The following is a 23,538-nucleotide window of genomic DNA, read 5'->3' as shown; positions in this document are numbered from 1 at the left end:
TCTGTTTAATAAGTAAGGAAAAGCCATGCAGATCATTTACTTGATTTCGTGGCTTTTTCTTATTTCTCAAGGAAGAAATGTGAGGAGATCACCTAACTGAAAACTGAATTTTTTTTAAGCGTAAATTAAAAACGTTCGTTTTCTTTGGAGAAATAAGCAAAAGAATGAAAAAAAAATAAAAAAAGCCCAAAATTTGCTAGCTAAACTGTAATTAATGTGCTACAATAACTATGTAGTTTTTGTTCGGTAATCTTGGTAGTTTGTTTCAAATAAACATCTTCCAGATATTCACCATTCAAGTAATTGCAAAATATGTGTTTGATACACAAGGAGGATTTTTATTATGGAAACAGGTACAGTGAAATGGTTTAACTCAGAAAAAGGTTTCGGTTTCATTACAGCAGAAAACGGCAACGATGTATTCGTTCATTTCTCAGCTATCCAAGGTGATGGATTCAAAACTTTAGAAGAAGGCCAAACAGTAAACTTCGATGTTGAAGAAGGTCAACGTGGCCCTCAAGCAACTAACGTTGTTAAAGCTTAATTAACCCACTACTAAATAAAAGCTCAGTCTGCTAGTTCCTAGCGGTCTGGGCTTTTTTGTGTTTTCTTATAATATTCTTTGACCGTCTTCATCTAAGAACATCTCTCAGGTTAGGTGGATAAAAGATAACGAGATAAGGTGGTAGGAAGTGAACTTACTACTTCTTTCAGTAACAGAGATAACTACAGACGTATACATTAGGTTGATTTCCTAAGAATTTTCAAGTGTTTTGTAGTATAATTTCAAAAGAAGACTAGAGGGAAGAGAAGAGGAAGATATGTTGAAACCGAAAACTTATGCAGTCGTCGATATTGAAACGACTGGGACAAATCCAAAAGAAGATCGCATTATCCAATTTGGATGTGTCATGATCGAAGATGGGCGGATCACCTCTCGTTATTCGATGGATATCAACCCTGGGCGAAAAATCTCAAAACAGATCCAGCATTTGACAGGGATCACCAATCAACGTGTCCATCGTTCACCCTATTTTGAAGATGTAGCACAAACGATTTACAACCTTCTAGCGGATACTATCTTCGTGGCGCATAATATTTATTTCGATTATCAGTTTTTGAACCATGAATTGACTCGCTGTGGTGTCCCCAAATTAAAGATTCCGGGAATCGATACGGTCGAGTTGGCACAGATATTTTTACCGACCGAACCGAGCTTTCGTTTAGCTGATTTGTCAGAAAGTCTGGGTTTTATCCACAATAATCCCCATCAAGCAGACAGTGATGCAGAAGTGACAGCCCAGTTGCTCTTACTGATTGAAGAACGGATGCGCCGCTTACCTTTAGTGACACTTGAACAAATCGTGAAACTGAGCAATCATACAGGGATGGATACCAAGTTATTCATCGAGCAAATCACTAATGAGCTGAGAAAGCAGCCACCACCTTTATCGGACGAACTGGAAATCATCGAGGGAATCGCCTTACAAAAAAAAGAAGTCGAATTATTTTCAGAAGTCTACTATGGTCATAAAGATTATCCAAGAAAAAAACAAGCGAAAGAAAAAATATTTGGGAAAACGTTGATGTATCGTAAGGAACAAAATCGTTTGATGAATGTTGTTTATGATCATTTTACCAAAGATGAATCAAAAAATTTGATGATCGAAGCTGCAACTGGTATGGGCAAGACGATCGGCTATCTATTGCCTCTTAGCTATCTAGCTACACCGGAGAAGCCGGCAGTGATCAGTACGGTCTCACTTGTTTTACAAGAGCAGATCATGGAAAAAGATATTCCTTTGTTGAATCAATTATTCGATCAACCGATCCAAGCAACAATTATCAAAAGCTACCGCCATTATCTCGATTTGCAACGGTTTAAAGCTACACTCCTTGAGCCAAAGGAGCAAAAGCAGTATGCACTCTACCAAATGACGGTTCTTGTCTGGTTGACACAGACGAAAACAGGGGATTTAGACGAGTTGCATCTAACGAATTTGAATCATGCCTTTTTTACAGATGTTTCCCATCGGGGGCTTGATTTTTTAGCAAAAAAACAAGCATTTTATGAACAAGATTTTATTCGATTTTTGCATCGACAAATCAAGCAAAGCAATTTCTTGATCGTCAACCATGCTTTCTTAGTCCAAGAAACGCAAAGAAAGACACCGTTGTTGCCTGAAAGTCCTTATTTATTGATTGATGAAGCGCACCATTTGCCTGAGATTGCTGAAAAAGTCAATGATCAACGGTTTAGTTTGAGCTATTTTAACAAGGAAGTGCAATTATTCGAAGAGCCTGACCGCTTGTTCGATCGCTTCAAAGGCTATCTGCCAGCCAATCATGAGGGGCAGCGTTGGCTTGATATTTACAAAGAAGAGTTGTCCGCGCTTCGTGAAGCACAGCTTTGCTTAGCTGAAGGTTTACTGGAGATCATCCCTCAACAAAAAAGACAAGTTTACCCGGAAGAGGTCATGATCTCGAAAGAAGACATGGATAAATTATCTTTTGAGGCAAGTACAGCCATTGACCATCTTCATCTTTTTTACCAAGAAATAAAGGAATTGCAACACAGGATTCGTTCGGGATTAGAAGTGCTTCAAGAAAGTTGGACGAAGCAAATGCGGGTCGATCTTGCAAGTCTGTATGCTTTGTTTGATCGTTTAGATCAACAAGCAAGTTTTATGGAAGAATGGCTGGAGAATTGGCAAGAAAGTTTAGTCCATTGGTTCGTTCCAGGAGCCACACCACAGCAGACGATGTTCCATCTCCACGATTTCACTGCTGCACTGATCCCAAATACAGTTTGGTATCAGCGCTATGAACGGATTTTATATATAGGAGGGACATTGAAAGTAGGTCCAGATCGTCAATACTTAGCGAAACGATTAGGAATTGAAGGTACTCCGCTGAAAGTCATTGCCTCTCCTTATGATTACGAAAAACAAGCGCGGATCTTCGTGCCAAAAGAAGCACCAGAGATCAATCAATTAAGTGGTACAGCGTATGTCGACTATCTAACGGATGTGTTATACCAGTTGATTAGACAAGAAAAAAGACCGATCTTGGTCTTGTTTACCTCTCATGATATTTTACAAAAGGTGTATCAACGGATGCATTTGACGATGCTTGAACAAGGAAGAGAGATTTTAGCTCAAGGAATCGGTGGCAGTCGTGAGAAACTATTGAAACGCTTTGTTCTTTCTGATATGAGCGTACTATTCGGTGCAGATAGTTTTTGGGAAGGCGTTGACCTGCCAGGAGATGCGTTACAACTAGTCGTCATTACGCGGCTTCCCTTCGATCATCCACAACGTCCAATGGTCAAAGCGAGAAATGCGTATTTAGAATCGGAAGGTATCAATCCTTTTTATCAAGAATCCTTACCAAAGGCAGCACTGAAGGTCAGACAAGCTTTAGGTCGTTTGATCCGTTCGGAAACGGACAAAGGTGTCTTGCTGATTTTAGATCGACGATTGGTGACCGCAAAATATGGCGCGAGGATCATTCATGCCTTGCCTAAAAAGATGCCTGTCCAAGAGGCACCTTTTGAACAAATTTGTGAGGACATCCATGATTTCTTAAACAAAAACGAAGAAATTAAGCCATGATCGAGGACTATTTTTACCTCGAAATCTGTTATAATAGACATCAATGAAAAAAGAAGGAGCGACAGTCCTTGAAGAATCAGACAAACAAAGAACATACGATCAATCGCGTGTTGTTGGGCTTGATCATCGCTTTATTGGCAGTAATCGTGATCAGTACTATTTTTTATCTGCGCGCGACACGCCCAATGACGCAAGCAAAACAAGAGGCGACAAAACTAGCTGAACAATATGCAAATCTTGAGGAAGTGGACCAATTCTATTGGTTTACTCGAGAAGCCACTTATTTTTCATTAACAGGTCAAAATGATAAAGGGCAAGATATTGCAGTGATCATTCCTAAATCGGGTGAGCGAGTAAAAGTATTAGAGCAAAAAGCAGGGTTGACCGAAGAAGCTGCCCGCCAAGAAATCAGCCAGAAACATCCCGATCAACAAGTGGAAAAAGCTTCTTTAGGGATGTACAAAGATGAACCAGTATGGGAAGTCATGGCCAAAACCTCTGATGATCAGTTGAATTATTATTTACTTTCTTTTGAAACGGGAGAGGAAGTCAAAGTCATCAGCGAGATATAGAAAAGACGGATGAAAGGATAGATGGGATGAAACAGTCAGAAAGAGTGAAACGCTTAGAGCCTTCCGTAACACTAGCCACTGCAGCAAAAGCAAAGGCCTTGAAAGCACAAGGAAGAGATATTATCAGTTTGACCGTAGGCGAGCCTGATTTTGCTACGCCTGAAAATATCCAAGAAGCAGCGATTGCAGCCATCAAGAGTGGAAAAGCAAGCTATTATACCCCCACAGCGGGTATTCCAGAATTAAGACAAGCGATCGTTTCGTATCTGAAAACCTATTATGGCTTGACTTACGACGCTTCTCAGACGATTGTGACTGACGGTGCTAAATTTGCCCTCTATGCCTTGTTCCAAACGATCCTAGACCCAAAAGACGAAGTCATCATTCCAGTACCTTATTGGGTGAGCTATGGGGAACAAGTCAAATTAGCAGAAGGTGTCCCTGTTTTTGTCACTGGTCAAGAAGTCAATGATTTCAAAGTGACTCTGGAACAATTGGAACAGGCACGTTCTCCCAAGACAAAAGCAGTTATTATCAATTCTCCTTCCAATCCGACAGGGATGATCTATACAAAAGAAGAACTACAAGCTATAGGTGAATGGGCAGTAAAAAATGATATTTTAATAGTTGCTGATGATATTTATGGCCGATTAGTTTATAATGACAATGAGTTTACTCCAATTGCAACGATTTCAAAAGCGATACGTGAACAGACGATGATCATCAACGGTGTCTCAAAAACCTATGCAATGACAGGCTGGCGTATCGGTTACGCGGTCGGTGATCAAAAAATCATTGATGGGATGATCGCGATTGCTTCACAATCGACTAGTAACCCAACTGCAGTCAGCCAATATGCGGCTGTGGAAGCATTGCAAGGGGAACAAGATACCGTTGAAGAGATGCGTAAAGCATTCGAAGAACGTTTAGACATCGTGTTTCCGCTTGTTGTTGATTTACCCGGGGTATCAGTCAAAAGACCACAAGGCGCATTTTATTTGTTTCCGAACGTCAAAGAAACGCTAGCGCTATGTGGCTATGAACAAGTGACGCCGTGGGTCGAGGATCTATTAGAAGAAACAGGGGTTGCTTTAGTTACAGGTGAAGGTTTCGGCGCGCCGGAAAATGTTCGTTTGAGTTATGCGACGGATCTTGCAACGTTAGAAGAAGGAATCCGACGAATCCGACGTTTTATTGAGAGTAAAAGTCAAAACGAATAGAAATTATTATAGGACAAAGGAGAATTTTACGTGGAACAAATTCAAATCATCGATTCAAAAAAACATGTAGGCGAAACAGTAACGATCGGTGCTTGGGTCGCTAATAAGCGTTCAAGTGGGAAAATCGCCTTTTTACAATTACGAGATGGGACAGCATTCTTCCAAGGGGTTGTCGTAAAAAGCGAAGTGCCAGAGGAAGTTTTCCAAACGGCAAAAAATCTTTCTCAAGAAACATCGATCCTTGTAACGGGTGAAATTCGTGAAGACAGCCGTTCTAAATTTGGCTATGAGATCGGGATCACGAACATTGAAGTAGTGAGTGAAAGCCATGATTATCCGATCACACCAAAAGAACATGGAACAGATTTCTTGATGGATCATCGCCATTTATGGTTACGCTCTTCTCGCCAACATGCAGTGATGCAGATTCGAAATGAAATCATCCGTGCAACTTACGAATTTTTCAACAACAACCAATTCGTTAAAATCGATCCACCGATCTTGACTGGTTCTGCGCCAGAAGGGACAACAGATCTATTTGAAACAAACTACTTTGATCAAAAAGCGTATTTGTCACAAAGTGGTCAATTATACATGGAAGCTGCTGCAATGGCATTTGGGAAAGTATTCTCATTCGGACCAACTTTCCGTGCGGAAAAATCAAAAACACGTCGTCATTTGATCGAGTTTTGGATGATCGAACCTGAAATGGCGTTCACACACCAAGAAGAAAGCTTAGAAGTTCAAGAACAATATGTTGCTTTCTTAGTTCAAAGTGTATTAGATAACTGCGAGTATGCTTTAGACGTCTTAGAACGTGATAAAGAAGTATTGAAAACTTATACTAAATTACCTTTCCCACGTATTACGTATGATGATGCCATCGAGTTATTGAAGAAAAATGGCTTTGACGATATCGAGTGGGGCGATGATTTTGGTTCACCACACGAAACGTTCATTGCGAACTCATTTGAACAACCAGTCTTTATCTTGAACTATCCAAAAGCGATCAAACCATTCTACATGAAACCACATCCAACAAGAGAAGATGTCGTGATTTGTGCAGATATGATCGCACCTGAAGGATATGGCGAGATCATCGGCGGAAGTGAACGTGCGACTGACTATGATTTCTTACTTGAACAAATCAAGAGCCATGGCTTAGACGAAAAAGAATACTCATGGTACCTAGATCTACGTAAATACGGATCTGTTCCACATTCTGGTTTCGGCTTAGGCTTAGAACGTACAGTGACTTGGATCTCAGGGATCGATCATGTACGTGAAGCAATTCCATTCCCACGTTTGTTAAATCGTATTTACCCATAAGAAATAAGACGCGTTCCACGAAAATCGTTCTGCGAATTTTCGTGGAGCGCGTTTTTTAAAAAGCTCTTACAAAATTACTAATGTGCCAGTTCCTTCTTTCTTTGGCTAAGCGTGTGTGGGATAATAACGTAAAAGTGGCATAGAAAGTAGGGTGTGTGATGGAACAACGACTTTTATTCATCGGGGATAGTATTACAGATGCGGGCAGAGGATCTGACGATCTTGGTCATGGTTATGCACTGTTGACAGCGGCAAAATTGGCTGCGAGTGATCCAGAAAGAACCTGGACATTCTTCAATCGCGGAATCGGCGGGAACAAGTTGGCAGACCTCAAGAAGCGTTGGCAAACAGACTGCATCGACTTGAAACCTGATATCGTCTCGATTTTGATCGGTATCAATGATACGTGGCACAATGTAGGCGAACCTGCAGCTTTTGCGACAAAAGAATCTTTTGATCGTTTTGAAGCCGATTATCGGTATTTACTTGATCGCTTAGTGGAAAGTGGCATCAAAAAAATCATCTTGATGGAACCATTTGTTTTGCCAGAGCCTGACGATCGTAGAAGTTGGCGTAGTGATCTTGATCCGAAGATCCATTTGATTCGTCAGTTAGCAAAAGAATATCAAGCAGTCTTCGTTCCGTTAGATGGCACGTTGAATTCTTTAGGCATTTCTTATGGCTATGAGAAATATACAGGGGATGATGGTGTCCATCCGACACTACTGGGTCATGAAACGATCGCCAATATTTGGATAGAAACGGTCAAAAAAAGAAAAGAGTGGTTTGAATGATCATTCGCCAAGCGACCGAAGCAGATCTACCAATGATCAATACGTTGATCAGGCAACAAGAAAATCGCTTCTTGAAAGAACTAACGCTAACAGAAATAAAAGATCCATTGAATATATCCATTGTAGCGGAACAGGAAGATACAGAAAAAACAATGATCTTCGCTTTTGGACAAGCGAGACAAAGCGAAACGACTGAAGCTGATCAGCAATCAGGTGAACTGGTTCAAACGATTTTTGTAGCAGTCGATCATGAAAGAACAGTAGCAGCCCAGTTTATGGAACAGTGGTTACTAGAAGCAAAAAAACGCAAAATCAAGAGAGTCGATTTCAATGGGGGATGAATGTCTCACTATTTAGCTCAACCTGATGGCTTCCAATGTTTGAAGTAGACGCTTTTTTGTAGAGACTACAGACAAGCAAGTGTGTTTCGTCAACTTTAGAGATTCTCTTATACGCACGAATAGCTTTTTTCAAAGAATGCCAACCTAGAGAGTTATTTTAACTAGTTGGACTTGTGTCAATATTTTTACCTAAACAATAAAAAGAGCGCTGATCAAGGATGCGTAATTCAGCGTCATTGATCAGGCTCAAATGGGAATATTCAAATAGCCATAGCTCCTGTAGCAACCTAAACGATGCTTGATTTTCTTAATTATCGATCGCTTAGAGATTTTGAAAAAAATGCTACTTATTAATTTAACCAAGTGTCTAGTATTTCTTGATACCCTTACTCCGCAAGCTAAATATTTTGTTTGGCTCTCAGCGAAAACAATTATTTGCAGCGCGTTTTTTTTTGAGTTTACTATTACGTTTTGTAAAATTCTATTGATTTTTAGCCTATAGGATCAATAAAAATACCGGCGATATATCCACCTTGATAGTTTTCCACAGTAATAAGCGGATTTGTTTCATCACTAGCTATAGTAAAGTCTGCAGATACTTTATAATATCCTTTCTCAACTTTTTCACCAATCCCCAATGGATTAGCTAGTAACAATACTCGACTTTCCCCTGAAGCTGAATCTTTTTTCAAGCTAACTTTTAACGGAAGCGTCGGAATGCTACTTGTTAACCCCTTTGCATACACGACAACGCGGTAGTTTCCTGGTTTAAGAGCTTCTTCTCCGACAAATTGTTTAAAGATCGCAGCTTGCTGTTCAGAATGGAAAACAAAGTCACCATATAATGAATTATCTGGATCTTTTAATAATTCTAAGTCTTGACCAGCAAAATTTTGCCACCCATTAGGTGCACCATCAGGCCAGGTTGGTGCAATTACTCTAACTGAAATAGTTGCTGAGTCTGTTTCGCCTTGACTGTTTGCCACAGTATAAACAACCTGGTAGGTTCCTACTTTTGATGTATCAACATCGTTTTTTGCCACACGGATTTTATCGGTGATATCTCCATCTTTATCATCTGTCGCTTTTAGTCCAATTTTAGGATCGAATGGATCAAACACAGAATCTTTAGGAACGGAGATATCGTTTGCCGTTAATTTTGGTTTAGTGAATGATGCATCAAACGTATTGATTCGAATAATATGAGCGTTGTAACTTGCTCCGGTAGATGCTGCAATAGTGAATGTATATTTTACATTTTTATCTATAGCTGGATTATTGAGTACAAAATGCTTTTCTTCATAATCCGCAGTTAATATATTTTCGCTAGCCCGCCAATTGATTTTAATATTTTTGAAGCTTCCGTCTGGTGCAGAAATATTTTGCATGGATGCTAAAGCAACTAAAATATCTGTAGATTTATCTGTCGCAATAAATCCGGCATGAGGGCCTTTCATTTGAGTGTGGTTAAATGAAGTATCGTGATCATCTGGCGCTTCCCAAAAAGTATCTAATTCAAATCCAATTCCTGCCTTTAGACCTCTAATCCCTAGGCCACCACCATATTTACCAATAGCGCCAATCGAGTCTTGATGAAATGCGATGCCCACTCCATCAGCCCCATTTTTATTTGTGCCTAGGTTAACATCCATATCTAAAGAAAAGTCGTTCATCATATTTAAGCCGGTTATACCCGTCAATGCGCCAGCTTTAGATTGTGCATTTGTAGTTAGTTGAGCCGTATTCGAGTCTATTTGTGTAGCATCACCATTAAATTTAAATAAACTAGAGAGATCAAGTAAAACTGGTACTGTACGTTTTTCCATATTCAATTGGTCGTTTTCTGTTTCCATCATACTATTAACCCTCTCTTTATAATGTATTTTTATAGTGTTGTAATCGATTACAATAATATCATAACACATCCGAGATTGTTATGTTTCTTGTTTTTATTAAAAAATAAGCGTTTTATAAAAATAACGATACATATTTGAGGATGAAGCCTGTTTTTACATACATTTTCGTAGTTTTTTTTCGAAATTTTATTTTAAAAAAACAATATAGTGAGTTTGATGTGGGGGGATTTGTAAATTAAAATGGAGAAAAGTGTTATGTTTAAAATATAGGATGTATAAAAAATCAGCGGAAAAAGAGAATTAATAGATAAAAGATTGCTTTGCTCATTCATCATGTCAGTTCAAGAGCTAGTTTGCTTATCTGGGCATTTTGTTCATTTAACGAATTTTAAGAAGAGCTGTTCCTATCATTTATTCAGAAAGAAAAGACACAAATCAAATTCTTGTAACCTTAAATTAGTTAAAAGTAAATCTGATGTACGATAGGCTAGTTTTGTCAAAAAAACATTAATTAGTAGTCGCAAAAGATTAAGAAGAAATTACGAAGAATTGTTTGTTGCTGATTTTATAGGTATACTAGTATAGAAAAAATGAAAAAATGGAAGTCCGAGTGATTTTTCAGTTTTCAAAGTACCCGAAGGTCTATTCGCTTATCTTATGACAATTGAGTCTGAGACAAAAGCAAAGATTGATTTTTTAAACTCATATAAACGACGAGAACAGAAGTAACCACTTTGAAACTAAGTTGCAATCCACAAACATTTGAAAAGTATTTTTTGCGAACATCGCCTTATTTCTTCGGGTTGACCATTTCTTTCGCAACCTCGTTATCTGCTTGAAAATTGTTAAATCAGGACTCTTATTAGAATGGAGAAAGAAACAATGAGTTGTATTGGAAACATTATTTGGTTTATTTTCGGTGGTTTACTCGGCGGACTTAGTTGGGCGGTAGCAGGTGTATTATGGTGTATCACAATTGTTGGTATTCCGGTCGGGCTGCAATGTTTTAAACTAGCGTCTTTGTCGTTTGCACCATTTGGAAAAGAAGTCATCTATACAAACAATGGCGTATCGTTGATCGTCAATATCATTTGGTTGATCGTGTCAGGTTTGCCGATTGCTTTAGGGCATGTCATCAGTGGGATTTTACTTTGTATCACGATCATTGGTATTCCTTTCGCAAAGCAATCCTTCAAACTAGCACGCCTAGCGTTGATGCCATTTGGGGCAGAAATCGTTTAAATAGTGACTAAATATAAAAGTAACTCTCTTGCACAGTTGATCGTCCAAAAGAGTTACTTTTTTTGTTTCACTTAGCGAGTGATTTCTGTATGGCTTTTAGGCTTTTGTTTACTTAAAAAATTTGATTTGTTGGTTGCGTCTACTACGCGATGATTAAAATTCGCTTGTGTAAGGGACGTTTGTGTTGGAGAATTTGGAAGTGGCACGTCTGTGGCGTTACTTTTAGAGGTCTGTCTATCAGAAAAAATCCTATCTTTGACTGTTTTGACTGTTCCCCCAACCCGCTGGCTCTTAGCTTTTACTTTTTGTCGAAATCCCTCTTTTAATGGTTGATCTGTTCCATCGATGATTGCGTTGATATGAGCATCCAATCGTTTCAATCGTCTGGAACCATCATAAAAAACATGATAATAATATGGCGCGACCTCGACGGATTGATTTTTGACAAATTTTTTAGGTGTTTTAGGATCTTCGTAGACTTTCTTTACGAAATCATCCGAAATATCGACGAAATCATCTCTGGAGATAGTTTCTTTTAGACCAGTGATGTTTTTTCGCTGTTCGTAATGTTTCCATAACTGGGAAAATTTTTCATTATGCTTTGTATTTTCACCTAGAAAAGTCTGATAGAAACGCTTGCGAAATACCATTGATGAACAAAATTTTGGTTTTACTTTGCCTTCAGCAAATGGTGGAGTGAATGTAGCCTTTTGGCAATGATAAAGGGCACTTCGAAAGGTAGTAAGTGGTTCTAAGATAGGACAAACAGGAACTAGCGCATATTCTCTCATGTCAAAATCAAGGTTCTTTGGTGGCGTTTCTGATAGTTGATTGATTGCATCAATGATATTGATCTTAGACTCGCTATGGTGTTCGAGTTTTGTTGCAAAAAGTATTTTGCTTAATTTTTCCAAATGATCTGCTGGGATAGTTGATAAATGATTACCCATGTTTGTATTAGCCGAAAATTTATCTATTTTAGCGACAAGATAGTCATGTTCTTGCTTGTAGATGATCAAAGTATAAATATGATTATGATGAGAAGAAGGACTTACGGTGTATGAGGGAATAATCATAAAACTTGCTGGATCATTCCTTTTCATATTTCTGATTTCCGCTTCTAATTCTGTCGGTTTTTTCATTTCATAATAGGTTATGGTACGTGCTAAAGACTGGATTACTAGGGATTTTCTAGGGTGATCGATCAAAGTGCCGTCCTCATCATTTTCGATCATTTTGATAAATCGAGAGAATAAAAATTGGTAATTCTTTTTCCCATCTGAACCGACCACTTCAAAAGCTGCTGCATTTCCTAATCTTAAAGCAAGTGCCAATTGATGATATTGTCTATCGAAATCAAGCATAATAACTCTCCTTATTATTTATTTTCTTGAAGCAATCCTACTATAGAAATAATAGGATGATTTTACTTGGATTTTTTTCCCTTTATCTCAAATTCGTAAGAAAACAGTTATCTTTGTATTGAACACGCTTGGCTTTCTTTTTTTGAGGGAGAACCTATGTAGCTAACGTTATCTGATGAAGTAGGAACAATCCGAGTACTTAGTGTAAAATGTTGTGAATTCACTGCGTTTTTATTTTGAGATTCATCAATTGGCATGCACTTTTTATTGATTATGTTACTTATTTTTGTGTGCAATGTTTCTAGTTTTTTTGACCTTGAATGAAATACTTTATATTTACTTTTACTTGCTTCATTTGTTTGATTTTTCTTAAATTCTATTGGAATGGCTGGATCATTTAATACTTTACTTAAATATTTAATAGAAAGACAGCGGATTTTTCCTATGTATTCTTTATCAACCAATTGAGTTTCAATTTTTCGCATGACGTAGTAATTCCATAACATAGAAAATTGCCGATTATGTTGTTCATCGTCACCTAAAAATGTTTGATAGAATCGCACTCGAAGATCTTTTGATGGCCATAGCTTCGGATATATCACTTGCTTCTTCTTGATTTCGTCAGATAAAATTGGCTTGTTGCAATTGTAGACAGTCCATTTTAATGCTGTTAACGGTTCAAGTATCGGACAATTTGTAATACCTGGATAACCACGTAGTTTGTTATGTAAAGCAAAGGGTTTTTCAGTAGATATTTTTTTAAGTTTTGAGAATATGTCTACTGATATTCTTGTTTTCCGATAGTCAAACTTGGAATAATAAAGTATGTCACTGAGTTTATCTAAATTTTTTGGATCAACTTTAAGCTGAAAGTTTGAGATCATTGACTCTAATTTATCGATTTTAGTGACAATGTAGTCTTCCTTTTTGTGAATGATCAAGCTGTATATATGATCATGAAATAATCTTGTTGTAGTAGAGTAAGAGGGGATGATGACAAAGCTGGTGGGATCATCCTCTCTTAAGTTTTCTATGATGTGCTGAATGTCTTCTTTTTTTTTGGCATCGTAATAGTCAATTGTATGTCCAAGAGAGTGTATCAAGTCATTTTTTTTGTCTGTTTCAATAAAAAAGGAATCTTGATCATTTTCGACCATTTTAATCAATTTTGAAAATAAAAACTGATAGTTTTCTTTTCCTTCCTTTCCGACTGCTTTGAAGTTGGCAGCTTTTCCCAGTCGTAAAGCCATTGCTAGTATATGGTATTGATCGTTAAAATCAATCATGTATTTCCTCCTTTATTTTCTATTGTAAAAGTTTAACATTCGTCACTTTTACATAAGAAACTTCTTTTTCATCTCGCAGAAATAATGATTCTCCCGAACGATACTTAAATTATGTTCTGTTATTACTATGATTTGACATATGAATACTCATTCATGTATAATAACTTATGAAGGGATAGTCATATGTTTAGTGAGGAGGGACTGGAAATGAAAAGTTATCAATTAGAAGGGTTAGATTGCGCCAATTGTGCGATGAAAATCGAAAAAAAAGTACAAGCAATACCTGGTGTAAAAGAAGCATCGGTCAATTTTGCGACTGGAAAAATGATGATCGATGCAGACAAGGCTGTCATTGAAGCGATTGAAAAGCAAGCAACAGAAGAAATCCATCAATTAGAACCAGAGGTCAAAGTAATCGAAGTGAATAACCAGACAAGCAAAAATCATGAATCAGAAAAAGATAATAAAACAGCGTTGTTGCGTATCGTCATAGCGACACTTAGCTTACTTTTATTATTTTTATGGAAGCCTGATGAGCCTATTCGTTTCATTACTTTTTTCGCCATTTTTGTTCTCATTGGCTTTGATGTCATCAAGCAAGCAATCCTCAATATTCGTAAAGGACAAGTGTTTGACGAAAACTTTTTGATGTCGATTGCAACGATCGGTGCGATGATGATCGGTGAATATCCAGAAGCAGTTGCTGTGATGTTGTTTTATCAGATCGGTGAGTATTTCCAACATTTTGCGGTCGATCAGTCTCGTCGGTCAATTCGTGAGTTGCTGGCGATCCGACCGGAAGTTGCTCATGTGATCTCTGAAACCGGCTTGGTAAATAAGCAACCAGAAGAAGTGCAGATCGGTGAGTCGGTCATGGTCAAACCAGGTGAAAGAATTCCTTTGGATGGAACGATTTTGAAGGGACAATCTCTCGTTGATACTTCTGCATTAACAGGAGAATCGTTGCCTAAAGAAGTGATGAGTGGTGAAAATGTATTAAGTGGTTTTATCAATAAGACCCATCCTTTAACCATCGAAGTAAAAAAGAACTATGAAAATTCGACTATCAGTAAATTATTAGAACTAGTGGAGACAGCAAGTAGTAAAAAGGCACCTGCTGAAAAATTCATCACTAAATTTGCTCGTTACTATACGCCGATCGTCGTTGCTTTAGCTGTTCTTTTAGCAACTGTCCCACCCTTACTTTATGGAGGAGATTTTTCTGAATGGATCTATCGAGCATTGACATTTCTAGTGATCTCTTGTCCATGTGCATTGGTCATTTCTGTTCCACTTAGCTTTTTCGGAGGAATCGGTGGAGCGAGTAAACAAGGGATACTTGTCAAAGGTGGAAATTATCTAGAACTTTTAGCTCGTACAGAAACAGTGGTATTTGACAAAACAGGTACCCTGACAAAGGGTGATTTTGCCGTACAAAAAGTTGTTTCTACCATCGACGAGAAAGCATTTATGAAATATGTTGCGAGTCTGGAAAATCTATCGACACATCCAATCGCTAAGGCGGTCATGGATACCTACAGTGGCCCGTTATACGAAATCGAAGAACCCGCAGAAATCGCTGGTGAAGGAATCAACGCACAGGTCAAGGGACAAGAGGTACTTGTCGGAAATCAAAAATTATTGGCTCGTTATGGAGTCGAGCAACCAGAGAATCATGAAATAGGAACATTGATCTATTTAGCTGTCGATAGTCAGCTCATGGGCTATTTAGTTATTGCGGATACGATCAAATCCGATGCAACATTTGCTATCGAGACATTGAAAAAAGTCGGCGTCAAAAAGACAGTGATGTTGACTGGTGATGCCCAAAAGATTGCGGAACAAGTCGCAAAAGAGGTAGGGGTCGATACTGTCTATAGTGAACTGCTTCCAGAAGATAAGGTAGAAAAATTAGAAGCATTGATGAGCGAAACGGCTCAAAAAACAGCCTTTGTCGGTGATGGCATCAATGATGCACCGGTATTAGCTCGAGCAGATGTGGGAATCGCCATGGGTGGTTTGGGTAGTGATGCAGCCATTGAAGCAGCCGATGTCGTCATCATGAACGATGAGCCATCAAAACTTGCGGAGGCAATCCAAATTTCTAGAAAAACGTTGAAAATCGTCAAACAAAATATCGTGTTTGCCATTGGGGTCAAAGTAATCGTATTGGTTCTCGGAGCCATTGGCTTTGCTTCTATGGGAAATGCAGTCTTTGCCGATGTCGGCGTGACCCTGATAGCAGTTTTAAACGCCATGCGTGGGCTATCTGTTAAAAAAGTCAAATAAACAGTCAAAAAAGCACCGTTAAACCACAGTAATCATTTATTTGAGGACTGTGGTTTTTCTGCGATTAAAATAACCGGAAGATTTTAATTGTTCTGAAAATTCCAAAATAGTTAGAAAATAATTCGTGTTTGTGAGCCTTTAGATTAGGTGTTAGAGTATAAAATGAAAAATAAATGTAAAAACAATGTGTTTTACCTAAAATAATCCACAAATAAAATAACGAAGTGTTGTAAACATTATGGAAATTGAATATGATAGTCAATGAATAATTATTAAATATTTATAAAGGAGAAATCAGATGAACGAAAAACAACTGCGCTGGTTTACAGTAGCGTTGATTGCATTCAACATGGTCTGGGGTATGGGGAATGTCGTCAATAACTACGCGCAACAAGGAATCTCAGTAATCACTTCATGGTTATTGATCCTAGCTATTTATTTTATCCCCTATGCACTGATCGTCGGTCAATTAGGATCAGCATTCAAAGATAGTAAAGGGGGCGTTAGTTCTTGGGTAGAAAATACTACTTCGAATAAACGCTTAGCTTATTATGCTGCCTGGACATATTGGGTCGTACACATTCCATACTTAGCACAAAAACCACAAGCGATTTTGATTGCAGCTGGTTGGGCAGTTCAAGGAAATGGCGATATCGTCAATACGATGTCTGTCCAAATGGTCGCAGTGATCTCATTGATCATTTTCTTAGCTTTCTTGTATCTATCAACAAAAGGTTTATCAACGTTGAAAGTTATCGGTGGTTTAGCAGGTACAGCGATGTTCGTCATGTCATTATTATTCATTTTACTTGCTGTTACTGCGCCATTCATCAATCCAACGATGGAATTTGCAACAGCGAATATGAACCAAGTCAAAACGTATATTCCTAAATTTGACTTTAGTTACTTTACGACTGTTTCGATGTTAGTCTTTGCTGTAGGGGGCGCTGAGAAAATCTCTCCTTATGTCAATTCTACCCGTAATCCCGCAAAAGAATTTCCAAAAGGGATGATCTTTTTAGCAGCGATGGTCGGTATCTGTGCTGTTTTAGGTTCTGTGGCAATGGGTATGTTATTTGCAAGTGATAATATTCCTAAAGATTTAATGGCAAACGGTGCGTACAGTGCCTTCCAAATCTTAGGTAACTATTATGGTATCGGTAATGCATTGATGATCATCTATGCATTGACGAATATGGTCGGTCAAATTTCTGCCTTGGCATTTTCTATTGATGCGCCATTGAAGATTTTGTTAGCCGATGCAGATCCAGAATTTGTACCAAGTTGGTTACGTAGACGTAACCGTAAAGGAACGTTGGTCAATGGTTACATGTTAACTGGTATCTTAGTCGGTATCATCATCCTATTACCGATTATTGGTATCAAAGATATGAATGAATTAGTTAAATGGCTGACGAACTTAAATTCAGTCGTTATGCCAATGCGTTACTTATGGGTATTCCTAGCCTATATGATGTTGAACAAAGCATACAAAAAATTCACGTCAGAATATAAGTTCGTGAAAAATCCTAAAGTTGGGTTCATCTTTGGTGCTTGGTGTTTTGCTTTCACTGCGTTTGCATGTATTTTGGGAATGGTACCAAAAGTGGAATACGCTGCTGATCCACAAGCTTGGTGGTTCCAATTGATCTCAAATATCGTCACACCGATCATTTTGATTTTACTAGGTATGATCTTACCAGCGATCGCACGTCGTGATAATAAGAAAAATCCATTGAAAGAACCAGTTTCTCAACTTTAAAAAAATTTGACCGAATCAGTCCAACGATTGGTTCGGTCTTTTTTTGCGTTATTAAGAATAAGAGGTAAAATAAAAAGATGACCATTCGAAGGAGGACAAGATGAAAATAATGATTATTGGACAGTCCGGTGCAGGTAAATCCACACTTGCAAGAAGCTTACAAGCAACGACAGGAAGCCCTCTTTTAGCCCTTGATCGATTGTGGCTAGCAACGGACTATGGAAAAGCAGCCAAGCAGTGGTTGTTAAAAGAACAGGGAAAATTTATGGCTGATAACAAGGATTGGATCATCGAAGGGAATTATCTATCGATTGCAAAAGATAGAATTGAACAAGCTGACTTGATCCTAATGCTTCGCTTGCCGAGATACCGAGCGATGTATCGTGTGGTCAAACGTTCGCTCAAACGAAAATTAGATAAAAGTACCCGTCCAGATGTTCCAGAAGAATTTATAGAAAAATTCGACAAAGAATATTTGGACTTTTTACTTTTTGTTTGGCGTTTCAAGAAAGAAAGAGAACCCTTAGCAATCAAAAAAATCTATGAACACGGAGCAGAAGGAAAATTAGTCATTTTGAATGGTCCGCGACAGCAAAAAAAATTTTTAGAGCAATGGCGAAGTAGAAGTAGTTGACACTTTTCGTTTACAAGTGTAATCTGTATTTATGAATGAAGTTTACAGTTGTAAACGAAGAGGAGAGTGATACATATGGAAGAAGTGAAAAAGCCAATCAAAATCAGTGATTCAGAATGGGAGATCATGCGTGTCATCTGGACATTAGGAGACACCACTGCCCAAGAAATCACACAGATCCTTTCTGAATCAATGGGCTGGAAAGCAGCAACAGTCAAAACATTATTAGGACGACTTGTCAAAAAAGAAGCGATTTGGACAGAACAAGAAGGAAAAAAATTCATTTATCATCCAGCTGTGTCTGAAACAGATACCGTGCAAAGTGCCGCAGAGAATCTATTCTCACATATTTGTGCGAAGAAAATCGGCGAGACGATTGCAGATCTTGTTTCAGAAGCAACTTTGACACAAGCAGATATCGACCAAATCATGGCAGAACTAAAGAAAAAAGAGCCAGTAACAACTATCCAGTGCAATTGCATTCCAGGACAATGTCATTGCCATCAAAACAACTAGGAGGAAACCAGCGATGAAAACAAAAGTAACGATCAAAGGAATGAGCTGTAAACATTGCGTTGCACGAGTGGAAGAAACGGTCAATGCACTACCGGGTGTTAAAAAAATCAATGTCAACTTAAAAAAAGAGATTGGAACTGTGTCATTAGATGAAACAGTGATCCAACCATCAACGATATGTCAAGCAATCAATGATTTAGGCTATCAAGCAGAGGTGATTTAAATGGAGCATCCAGCTAAAAAAGACACACTCGTGATTACTGGAATGACTTGTGCAAATTGTGCTGCACGAATCGAAAAAGAGTTGAATGAACAGCCGGGTGTATTATCTGCGACTGTTAATCTGGCAACAGAAAAAGCGACGGTCAATTATCAGGAAGTATCAATCGAAGAACTGATCCAAAGTGTTGAAACCATTGGTTATGGTGCGATTTTATATGATGAGGCACATAAGCAAAAAATTGCAGAAGAAAAGCAAATTTATTTAACAAAGATGAAGCGAGATGTCATCATAGGTGCTATCTTGACGCTTCCTATGATGATTGCGATGATTGCAATGATGTTAGGCTTTCATGGAACGCTTGTCCATTTTTTCCATGATCCATGGGTTCAACTGATTTTAGCAATCCCTGTCCAGTTTTATATTGGTTGGCGCTTTTATGAAGGAGCGTATTATGCCATCAAAACAAATGCACCCAATATGGATGTATTAGTGGCAATCGGTACGACCGCCGCATTTGCGCTTAGTGTATACAATGGTTTTTTCAGTACACATTCATCGGACTTATATTTTGAAAGTAGCAATATGATCATCACACTGATTTTGTTAGGGAAATATTTGGAACACACAGCGAAAAGCAAAACCGGCGATGCCATCAAACAGTTGATGTCTCTTCAGAAAAAAACAGCACAGGTCATAAAAAATGGCGAAGAAAAGACTATCCCGATCGAGGAAGTAGAAATTGGGGATATCTTACTCGTCCGACCTGGAGAACAAATCCCAACAGATGGAAAAGTCATCAAAGGGGATAGTGCAATCGATGAAGGGATGTTGACGGGAGAAAGTGTACCAGTTGAGAAAAAAACGGGGGATCTACTCTTCGGCGGAACCATCAATTCCACAGGGATTCTTGAAATGACGGTGACTCAAGTGGGTAAAGGAACTGTCCTTTCACAAATCATCCAAATGGTGGAAGATGCCCAAGGAAGCAAAGCACCGATCCAAAAAATTGCTGATAAGATTTCTGGTATTTTTGTACCTATCGTTTTAGTCATTGCCTTCGTTACCTTAATAGCAACCGGACTAATCAGTGGCAACTGGGAACTGGCAGTGATCCATAGTGTTTCAGTGTTGGTTATTGCTTGTCCTTGTGCGTTAGGACTAGCGACACCAACTGCTATCATGGTTGGTACAGGACTAGGCGCACGAAAGGGTATTTTGATCAAAGGCGGAGAAGCATTAGAAGCTGCGACACATCTAGACACGATACTTTTAGACAAAACTGGAACGATCACACAAGGGAAACCAGTAGTCACAGACGTTATCGGTGACGAAGAAGTGTTAACGATCGCCACCACATTAGAGCAAGGATCAGAGCATCCTTTAGGCAAAGCCATTGTGACTTATGGAAAAGAACAGGCGATCACGACGTTGCCTGTACTTCAAGCAAAAGCACATCCGGGTGCTGGGATCAGTGGAGAAATCAATGGAAAATCTTATTTTATTGGTACGAGAAAACGACTAGTCGAGATGAACGTTTCATTTGAAGCGTATCAAGAACAAGCGTTACAATTAGAAGGACAAGGAAAAACCGTAATGTTTCTTGCGGATGATAGACAAGTATTGGGGATGATCGCTGTGGCTGATCAGATCAAAGACCACGCACGATCAGCAATCAAACAATTACAAGACCAAGGATTGGCAGTTTATATGGTCACTGGGGACAATCAATCGGTTGCAACGACGATCGGACAAGAAGTGGGTATCTCGCCAGAACACATCTTTGCTGAAGTATTACCTGATGAAAAAGCAGGCTATGTCGAAAAATTGCAAAAAGAAGGAAAACAAGTGGGAATGGTCGGCGATGGTATCAATGATGCCCCCGCCTTGGCTTTAGCCAATGTCGGTATTGCCATGGGCAGTGGCACTGATATTGCAATGGAAACTGCTGACGTGACGTTGATGAATAGTCAACTCTCGTCGATTGGACAAACGATCGAGCTTTCAAGTGTGACGTTGAAAAAAATCAAACAAAACTTATTTTGGGCATTCATTTATAACACGATCGGCATTCCGTTTGCTGCATTTGGCTTACTGAATCCGATCATTGCCGGAGGAGCGATGGCCTTTAGCTCAATCAGTGTGTTACTCAATTCATTAAGTCTAAACCAAAAAATGAAGAAATAAGCGGTTCAACAAAGGAAAGGACAGAATGAAAATGAACGAGCAAGAAAAACGAACGATGCAAGAGCATCATCATGATGAAACGAAACAACAAACGAACATGACACATCATAAGATGGATCATACGGGGATGGATCATACGAAAATGAACCATGAGACAATGACGCATGAGCAGCACTCAATGGACCACAGTTCAATGGATCATCATGACCATATGAGCGGTGGGATGGATCACTCGATGCACATGGGAAATTTTAAACAGAAATTTTGGCTGTCATTGTTGCTAGCGATTCCGATCATCTTGTTTTCTCCCATGATGGGCATGGAATTTCCCTTTCAAGTGACTTTCCCTGGCTCTGATTGGCTCGTCTTGATCCTGGCAACCATCTTGTTCATCTATGGCGGACAACCCTTTTTAAGTGGCGCTAAAATGGAATTGAAGCAAAAAAGTCCAGCAATGATGACCTTGATTGCCATGGGGATCACTGTGGCATATGTTTATAGTGTCTATTCTTTTATCGCAAATCTCATCAACCCTCATACTCATGTGATGGACTTCTTCTGGGAATTGGCGACGTTGATCGTCATCATGCTATTAGGGCATTGGATCGAAATGAGTGCCGTTTCTAATGCAAGTAATGCGTTACAGAAATTAGCAGAATTATTACCCGAAACGGTCAAACGATTACGAACAGATGGGACAGAAGAGACGGTTTCTCTAAAAGAAGTCAAAGAAGGAGATCACTTAGTCGTTCGAGCAGGAGATAAAATGCCAACGGATGGGAAGATCCTCAAAGGTGAAACGATCGTGGACGAATCTGCCGTGACTGGTGAATCAAAAGGGGTCAAAAAACAAGCACCTGACTCAGTGATCGGAGGATCGATCAACGGAGACGGCACCATTGAGATCGAAGTGACTGGAACTGGTGAAAATAGCTATTTAGCCAAAGTCATGGATATGGTCCGTCAAGCACAAGGGGAAAAGTCAAAACTAGAGTCATTATCTGATAAAGTAGCGAAATGGTTGTTTTATGTCGCATTGATCGCCGGCCTATTGGCATTTGTTGTATGGCTTCTTTTGACCGATCTACCTACTGCTTTAGAACGCATGGTCACCGTCTTCATCATCGCCTGTCCCCATGCGTTAGGGTTAGCGATTCCTCTAGTTGTGGCACGTTCGACGTCGATTGCGGCTAAAAATGGGTTGTTACTCAAAAGTCGCCGTGCATTAGAACAAGCCAATGAGCTAGATGTCATCATGTTGGATAAAACAGGTACGTTGACGGAAGGAAAATTCACCGTCACGGGTATCGAAAGTTTGAACGATAATTATCCTAAAGAAGAACTGTTGAAATATCTAGGTGCCTTAGAAGTGAACGCCAATCATCCGTTAGCCATTGGGATCATGCGTTATTTGAAGGAACAAAATATTTCTCCTTATCAAGCAGAAAATCTAAAAAATCTTTCAGGTGTCGGCTTGACTGGAACAGTAGCAGATAAAGATGTAAAAGTAGTCAACGAAAAAGAAATCAAACGTTTAGGACTTGAGATGGCGAAGGAACGATTGACACCTTACGAAGAACAAGGGAATACAGTCAGTTTTCTATTGATCGATGATCGTTTAGTGGGATTAGTGGCTTTAGGCGACATCATCAAAGCAGAAGCAAAAACCTTTATCCAAAGTCTCAAAGAAAGAAAGATCACTCCGGTGATGTTGACTGGTGATAATCCACATGCAGCAGAAGTGGTCGCACAATACTTAGGTATCGAAGAGTATTATGGCGGACTTTTACCAAATGACAAGGAAGACATCGTCAAACGTTATCAGGAACAAGGAAAAAAAGTCATCATGGTAGGTGATGGAATCAACGACGCCCCAAGTTTAGCACGTGCGACGATCGGTATGGCGATTGGAGCAGGAACTGATATTGCGATCGATTCAGCGGATGTTGTTTTGATCAACAGTGATCCAAAAGATATCCTGCATTTCTTGGATCTAGCCAAACAAACGCGAAAGAAAATGATTCAAAATCTATGGTGGGGAGCTGGTTACAACATTCTTGCCATTCCTTTAGCAGCAGGTATTCTTGCGCCAATCGGGATTTTGTTAAGCCCAGCGATTGGAGCCGTCTTGATGTCATTAAGTACCGTAGTCGTAGCACTGAATGCGTTGACGTTGAAGATCAAGGGATAACCATGTTTTAGTGAATAACTGTTGAATAAAGAGTTAAAATGAGTATGTCAATGGGCGGTCGGAACAGAAGTGTTCAGCCTCAAGAAATAAGACGCTAGCCACAAAAATTGTTCTTCAAATT

At 39.0% G+C, this 23,538-nt stretch carries 18 protein-coding genes; 15 read left to right on the top strand and 3 right to left on the bottom strand.

Annotated elements, in window-relative coordinates:
• The first annotated feature begins 343 nt into the window (after positions 1-343).
• The 7 genes from CUS89_RS12320 (at position 344) to CUS89_RS12290 (ending at position 7,870) form a co-directional block, all read left to right on the top strand.
• Complete coding sequence (locus CUS89_RS12320) at positions 344-544, top strand: cold-shock protein (protein ID WP_005875554.1); 201 nt, start codon at positions 344-346, stop codon at positions 542-544.
• A gap of 280 nt (positions 545-824) precedes the next feature.
• The gene (locus CUS89_RS12315) at positions 825-3,614 is read left to right on the top strand and encodes a helicase C-terminal domain-containing protein (RefSeq protein WP_181055367.1); all 2,790 of its coding nucleotides are present in this window, start codon (positions 825-827) and stop codon (positions 3,612-3,614) included.
• 68 nt (positions 3,615-3,682) lie between these two features.
• Positions 3,683-4,186 (top strand): cell wall elongation regulator TseB-like domain-containing protein, encoded by a 504-nt coding sequence (locus CUS89_RS12310; RefSeq protein WP_104872341.1) that lies wholly within the window; start codon positions 3,683-3,685, stop codon positions 4,184-4,186.
• Positions 4,187-4,212: 26 nt separating this feature from the next.
• A complete protein-coding gene (locus CUS89_RS12305; protein WP_104872340.1) occupies positions 4,213-5,406 on the top strand; it encodes a pyridoxal phosphate-dependent aminotransferase in 1,194 nt (397 codons plus the stop codon).
• 30 nt (positions 5,407-5,436) lie between these two features.
• Positions 5,437-6,735 (top strand): asparagine--tRNA ligase, encoded by a 1,299-nt coding sequence (asnS, locus tag CUS89_RS12300; RefSeq protein ID WP_019723081.1) that lies wholly within the window; start codon positions 5,437-5,439, stop codon positions 6,733-6,735.
• A gap of 158 nt (positions 6,736-6,893) precedes the next feature.
• Positions 6,894-7,529: an SGNH/GDSL hydrolase family protein gene (locus CUS89_RS12295; RefSeq protein ID WP_066025745.1), complete on the top strand. Its 636-nt coding sequence runs from the start codon at positions 6,894-6,896 to the stop codon at positions 7,527-7,529.
• The gene (locus CUS89_RS12290) at positions 7,526-7,870 is read left to right on the top strand and encodes a hypothetical protein (RefSeq protein WP_104872339.1); all 345 of its coding nucleotides are present in this window, start codon (positions 7,526-7,528) and stop codon (positions 7,868-7,870) included. Before CUS89_RS12295 ends, CUS89_RS12290 begins: the two co-directional genes overlap by 4 nt.
• Positions 7,871-8,361: 491 nt before the next feature.
• Here CUS89_RS12290 and CUS89_RS12285 read toward each other — a convergent pair whose 3' ends face one another.
• The gene (locus tag CUS89_RS12285) at positions 8,362-9,726 is read right to left on the bottom strand and encodes a lectin-like domain-containing protein (RefSeq protein WP_181055366.1); all 1,365 of its coding nucleotides are present in this window, start codon (positions 9,724-9,726) and stop codon (positions 8,362-8,364) included.
• An 882-nt stretch (positions 9,727-10,608) separates the two neighbouring features.
• Here CUS89_RS12285 and CUS89_RS12280 point away from each other — a divergent pair.
• A complete protein-coding gene (locus CUS89_RS12280) occupies positions 10,609-10,968 on the top strand; it encodes a YccF domain-containing protein (protein ID WP_010734982.1) in 360 nt (119 codons plus the stop codon).
• A 71-nt stretch (positions 10,969-11,039) separates the two neighbouring features.
• Here the strand turns inward: CUS89_RS12280 and CUS89_RS12275 are convergent, their stop codons facing one another.
• Positions 11,040-12,332, bottom strand: a complete 1,293-nt coding sequence (locus CUS89_RS12275; protein WP_104872337.1) for a hypothetical protein — start codon at positions 12,330-12,332, stop codon at positions 11,040-11,042.
• Positions 12,333-12,439: 107 nt separating this feature from the next.
• The gene (locus tag CUS89_RS12270) at positions 12,440-13,618 is read right to left on the bottom strand and encodes a hypothetical protein (protein ID WP_104872336.1); all 1,179 of its coding nucleotides are present in this window, start codon (positions 13,616-13,618) and stop codon (positions 12,440-12,442) included.
• 207 nt (positions 13,619-13,825) lie between these two features.
• Here CUS89_RS12270 and CUS89_RS12265 point away from each other — a divergent pair, with 207 nt between their 5' ends.
• The 7 genes from CUS89_RS12265 to copB all read left to right on the top strand — a co-directional run bounded on the left by CUS89_RS12265 (position 13,826) and on the right by copB (position 23,417).
• The gene (locus CUS89_RS12265; protein ID WP_104872335.1) at positions 13,826-15,907 is read left to right on the top strand and encodes a heavy metal translocating P-type ATPase; all 2,082 of its coding nucleotides are present in this window, start codon (positions 13,826-13,828) and stop codon (positions 15,905-15,907) included.
• A gap of 298 nt (positions 15,908-16,205) precedes the next feature.
• Positions 16,206-17,669: an APC family permease gene (locus tag CUS89_RS12260; RefSeq protein ID WP_019723076.1), complete on the top strand. Its 1,464-nt coding sequence runs from the start codon at positions 16,206-16,208 to the stop codon at positions 17,667-17,669.
• Between the two features lie 100 nt (positions 17,670-17,769).
• Positions 17,770-18,303: a topology modulation protein gene (locus CUS89_RS12255; RefSeq protein WP_104872334.1), complete on the top strand. Its 534-nt coding sequence runs from the start codon at positions 17,770-17,772 to the stop codon at positions 18,301-18,303.
• Between the two features lie 75 nt (positions 18,304-18,378).
• Positions 18,379-18,819: a CopY/TcrY family copper transport repressor gene (locus CUS89_RS12250; protein WP_019723074.1), complete on the top strand. Its 441-nt coding sequence runs from the start codon at positions 18,379-18,381 to the stop codon at positions 18,817-18,819.
• 13 nt (positions 18,820-18,832) lie between these two features.
• On the top strand, positions 18,833-19,042 hold the full coding sequence (gene copZ, locus CUS89_RS16410; protein ID WP_010734989.1) for a copper chaperone CopZ: 210 nt from the start codon (positions 18,833-18,835) through the stop codon (positions 19,040-19,042).
• A complete protein-coding gene (locus tag CUS89_RS12240) occupies positions 19,043-21,226 on the top strand; it encodes a heavy metal translocating P-type ATPase (protein ID WP_104872333.1) in 2,184 nt (727 codons plus the stop codon). It begins immediately after the preceding gene.
• Positions 21,227-21,281: 55 nt separating this feature from the next.
• Complete coding sequence (gene copB, locus CUS89_RS12235) at positions 21,282-23,417, top strand: copper/silver-translocating P-type ATPase CopB (RefSeq protein ID WP_308726894.1); 2,136 nt, start codon at positions 21,282-21,284, stop codon at positions 23,415-23,417.
• Positions 23,418-23,538: the final 121 nt, after the last annotated feature.

Origin of the sequence: Enterococcus mundtii, from assembly GCF_002947535.1 — a bacterium.
Classification (GTDB): Bacteria; Bacillota; Bacilli; order Lactobacillales; family Enterococcaceae; genus Enterococcus_B; species Enterococcus_B mundtii_B.
The sequence above is the reverse complement of the archived record's forward strand: the minus strand, read 5'-3'. Positions and strand labels throughout refer to the sequence as shown.

Coding starts and splice junctions, on each gene's coding strand:
- CUS89_RS12320 (WP_005875554.1), top strand. CDS start 344: ATGGAAACAGGTACAGTGAAATGGTTTAACTCAGAAAAAGGTTTCGGT.
- CUS89_RS12305 (WP_104872340.1), top strand. CDS start 4,213: ATGAAACAGTCAGAAAGAGTGAAACGCTTAGAGCCTTCCGTAACACTA.
- CUS89_RS12295 (WP_066025745.1), top strand. CDS start 6,894: ATGGAACAACGACTTTTATTCATCGGGGATAGTATTACAGATGCGGGC.
- CUS89_RS12290 (WP_104872339.1), top strand. CDS start 7,526: ATGATCATTCGCCAAGCGACCGAAGCAGATCTACCAATGATCAATACG.
- CUS89_RS12285 (WP_181055366.1), bottom strand. CDS start 9,726: ATGATGGAAACAGAAAACGACCAATTGAATATGGAAAAACGTACAGTA.
- CUS89_RS12280 (WP_010734982.1), top strand. CDS start 10,609: ATGAGTTGTATTGGAAACATTATTTGGTTTATTTTCGGTGGTTTACTC.
- CUS89_RS12275 (WP_104872337.1), bottom strand. CDS start 12,332: ATGCTTGATTTCGATAGACAATATCATCAATTGGCACTTGCTTTAAGA.
- CUS89_RS12270 (WP_104872336.1), bottom strand. CDS start 13,618: ATGATTGATTTTAACGATCAATACCATATACTAGCAATGGCTTTACGA.
- CUS89_RS12265 (WP_104872335.1), top strand. CDS start 13,826: ATGAAAAGTTATCAATTAGAAGGGTTAGATTGCGCCAATTGTGCGATG.
- CUS89_RS12260 (WP_019723076.1), top strand. CDS start 16,206: ATGAACGAAAAACAACTGCGCTGGTTTACAGTAGCGTTGATTGCATTC.
- CUS89_RS12255 (WP_104872334.1), top strand. CDS start 17,770: ATGAAAATAATGATTATTGGACAGTCCGGTGCAGGTAAATCCACACTT.
- CUS89_RS12250 (WP_019723074.1), top strand. CDS start 18,379: ATGGAAGAAGTGAAAAAGCCAATCAAAATCAGTGATTCAGAATGGGAG.
- copZ (WP_010734989.1), top strand. CDS start 18,833: ATGAAAACAAAAGTAACGATCAAAGGAATGAGCTGTAAACATTGCGTT.
- CUS89_RS12240 (WP_104872333.1), top strand. CDS start 19,043: ATGGAGCATCCAGCTAAAAAAGACACACTCGTGATTACTGGAATGACT.
- copB (WP_308726894.1), top strand. CDS start 21,282: ATGCAAGAGCATCATCATGATGAAACGAAACAACAAACGAACATGACA.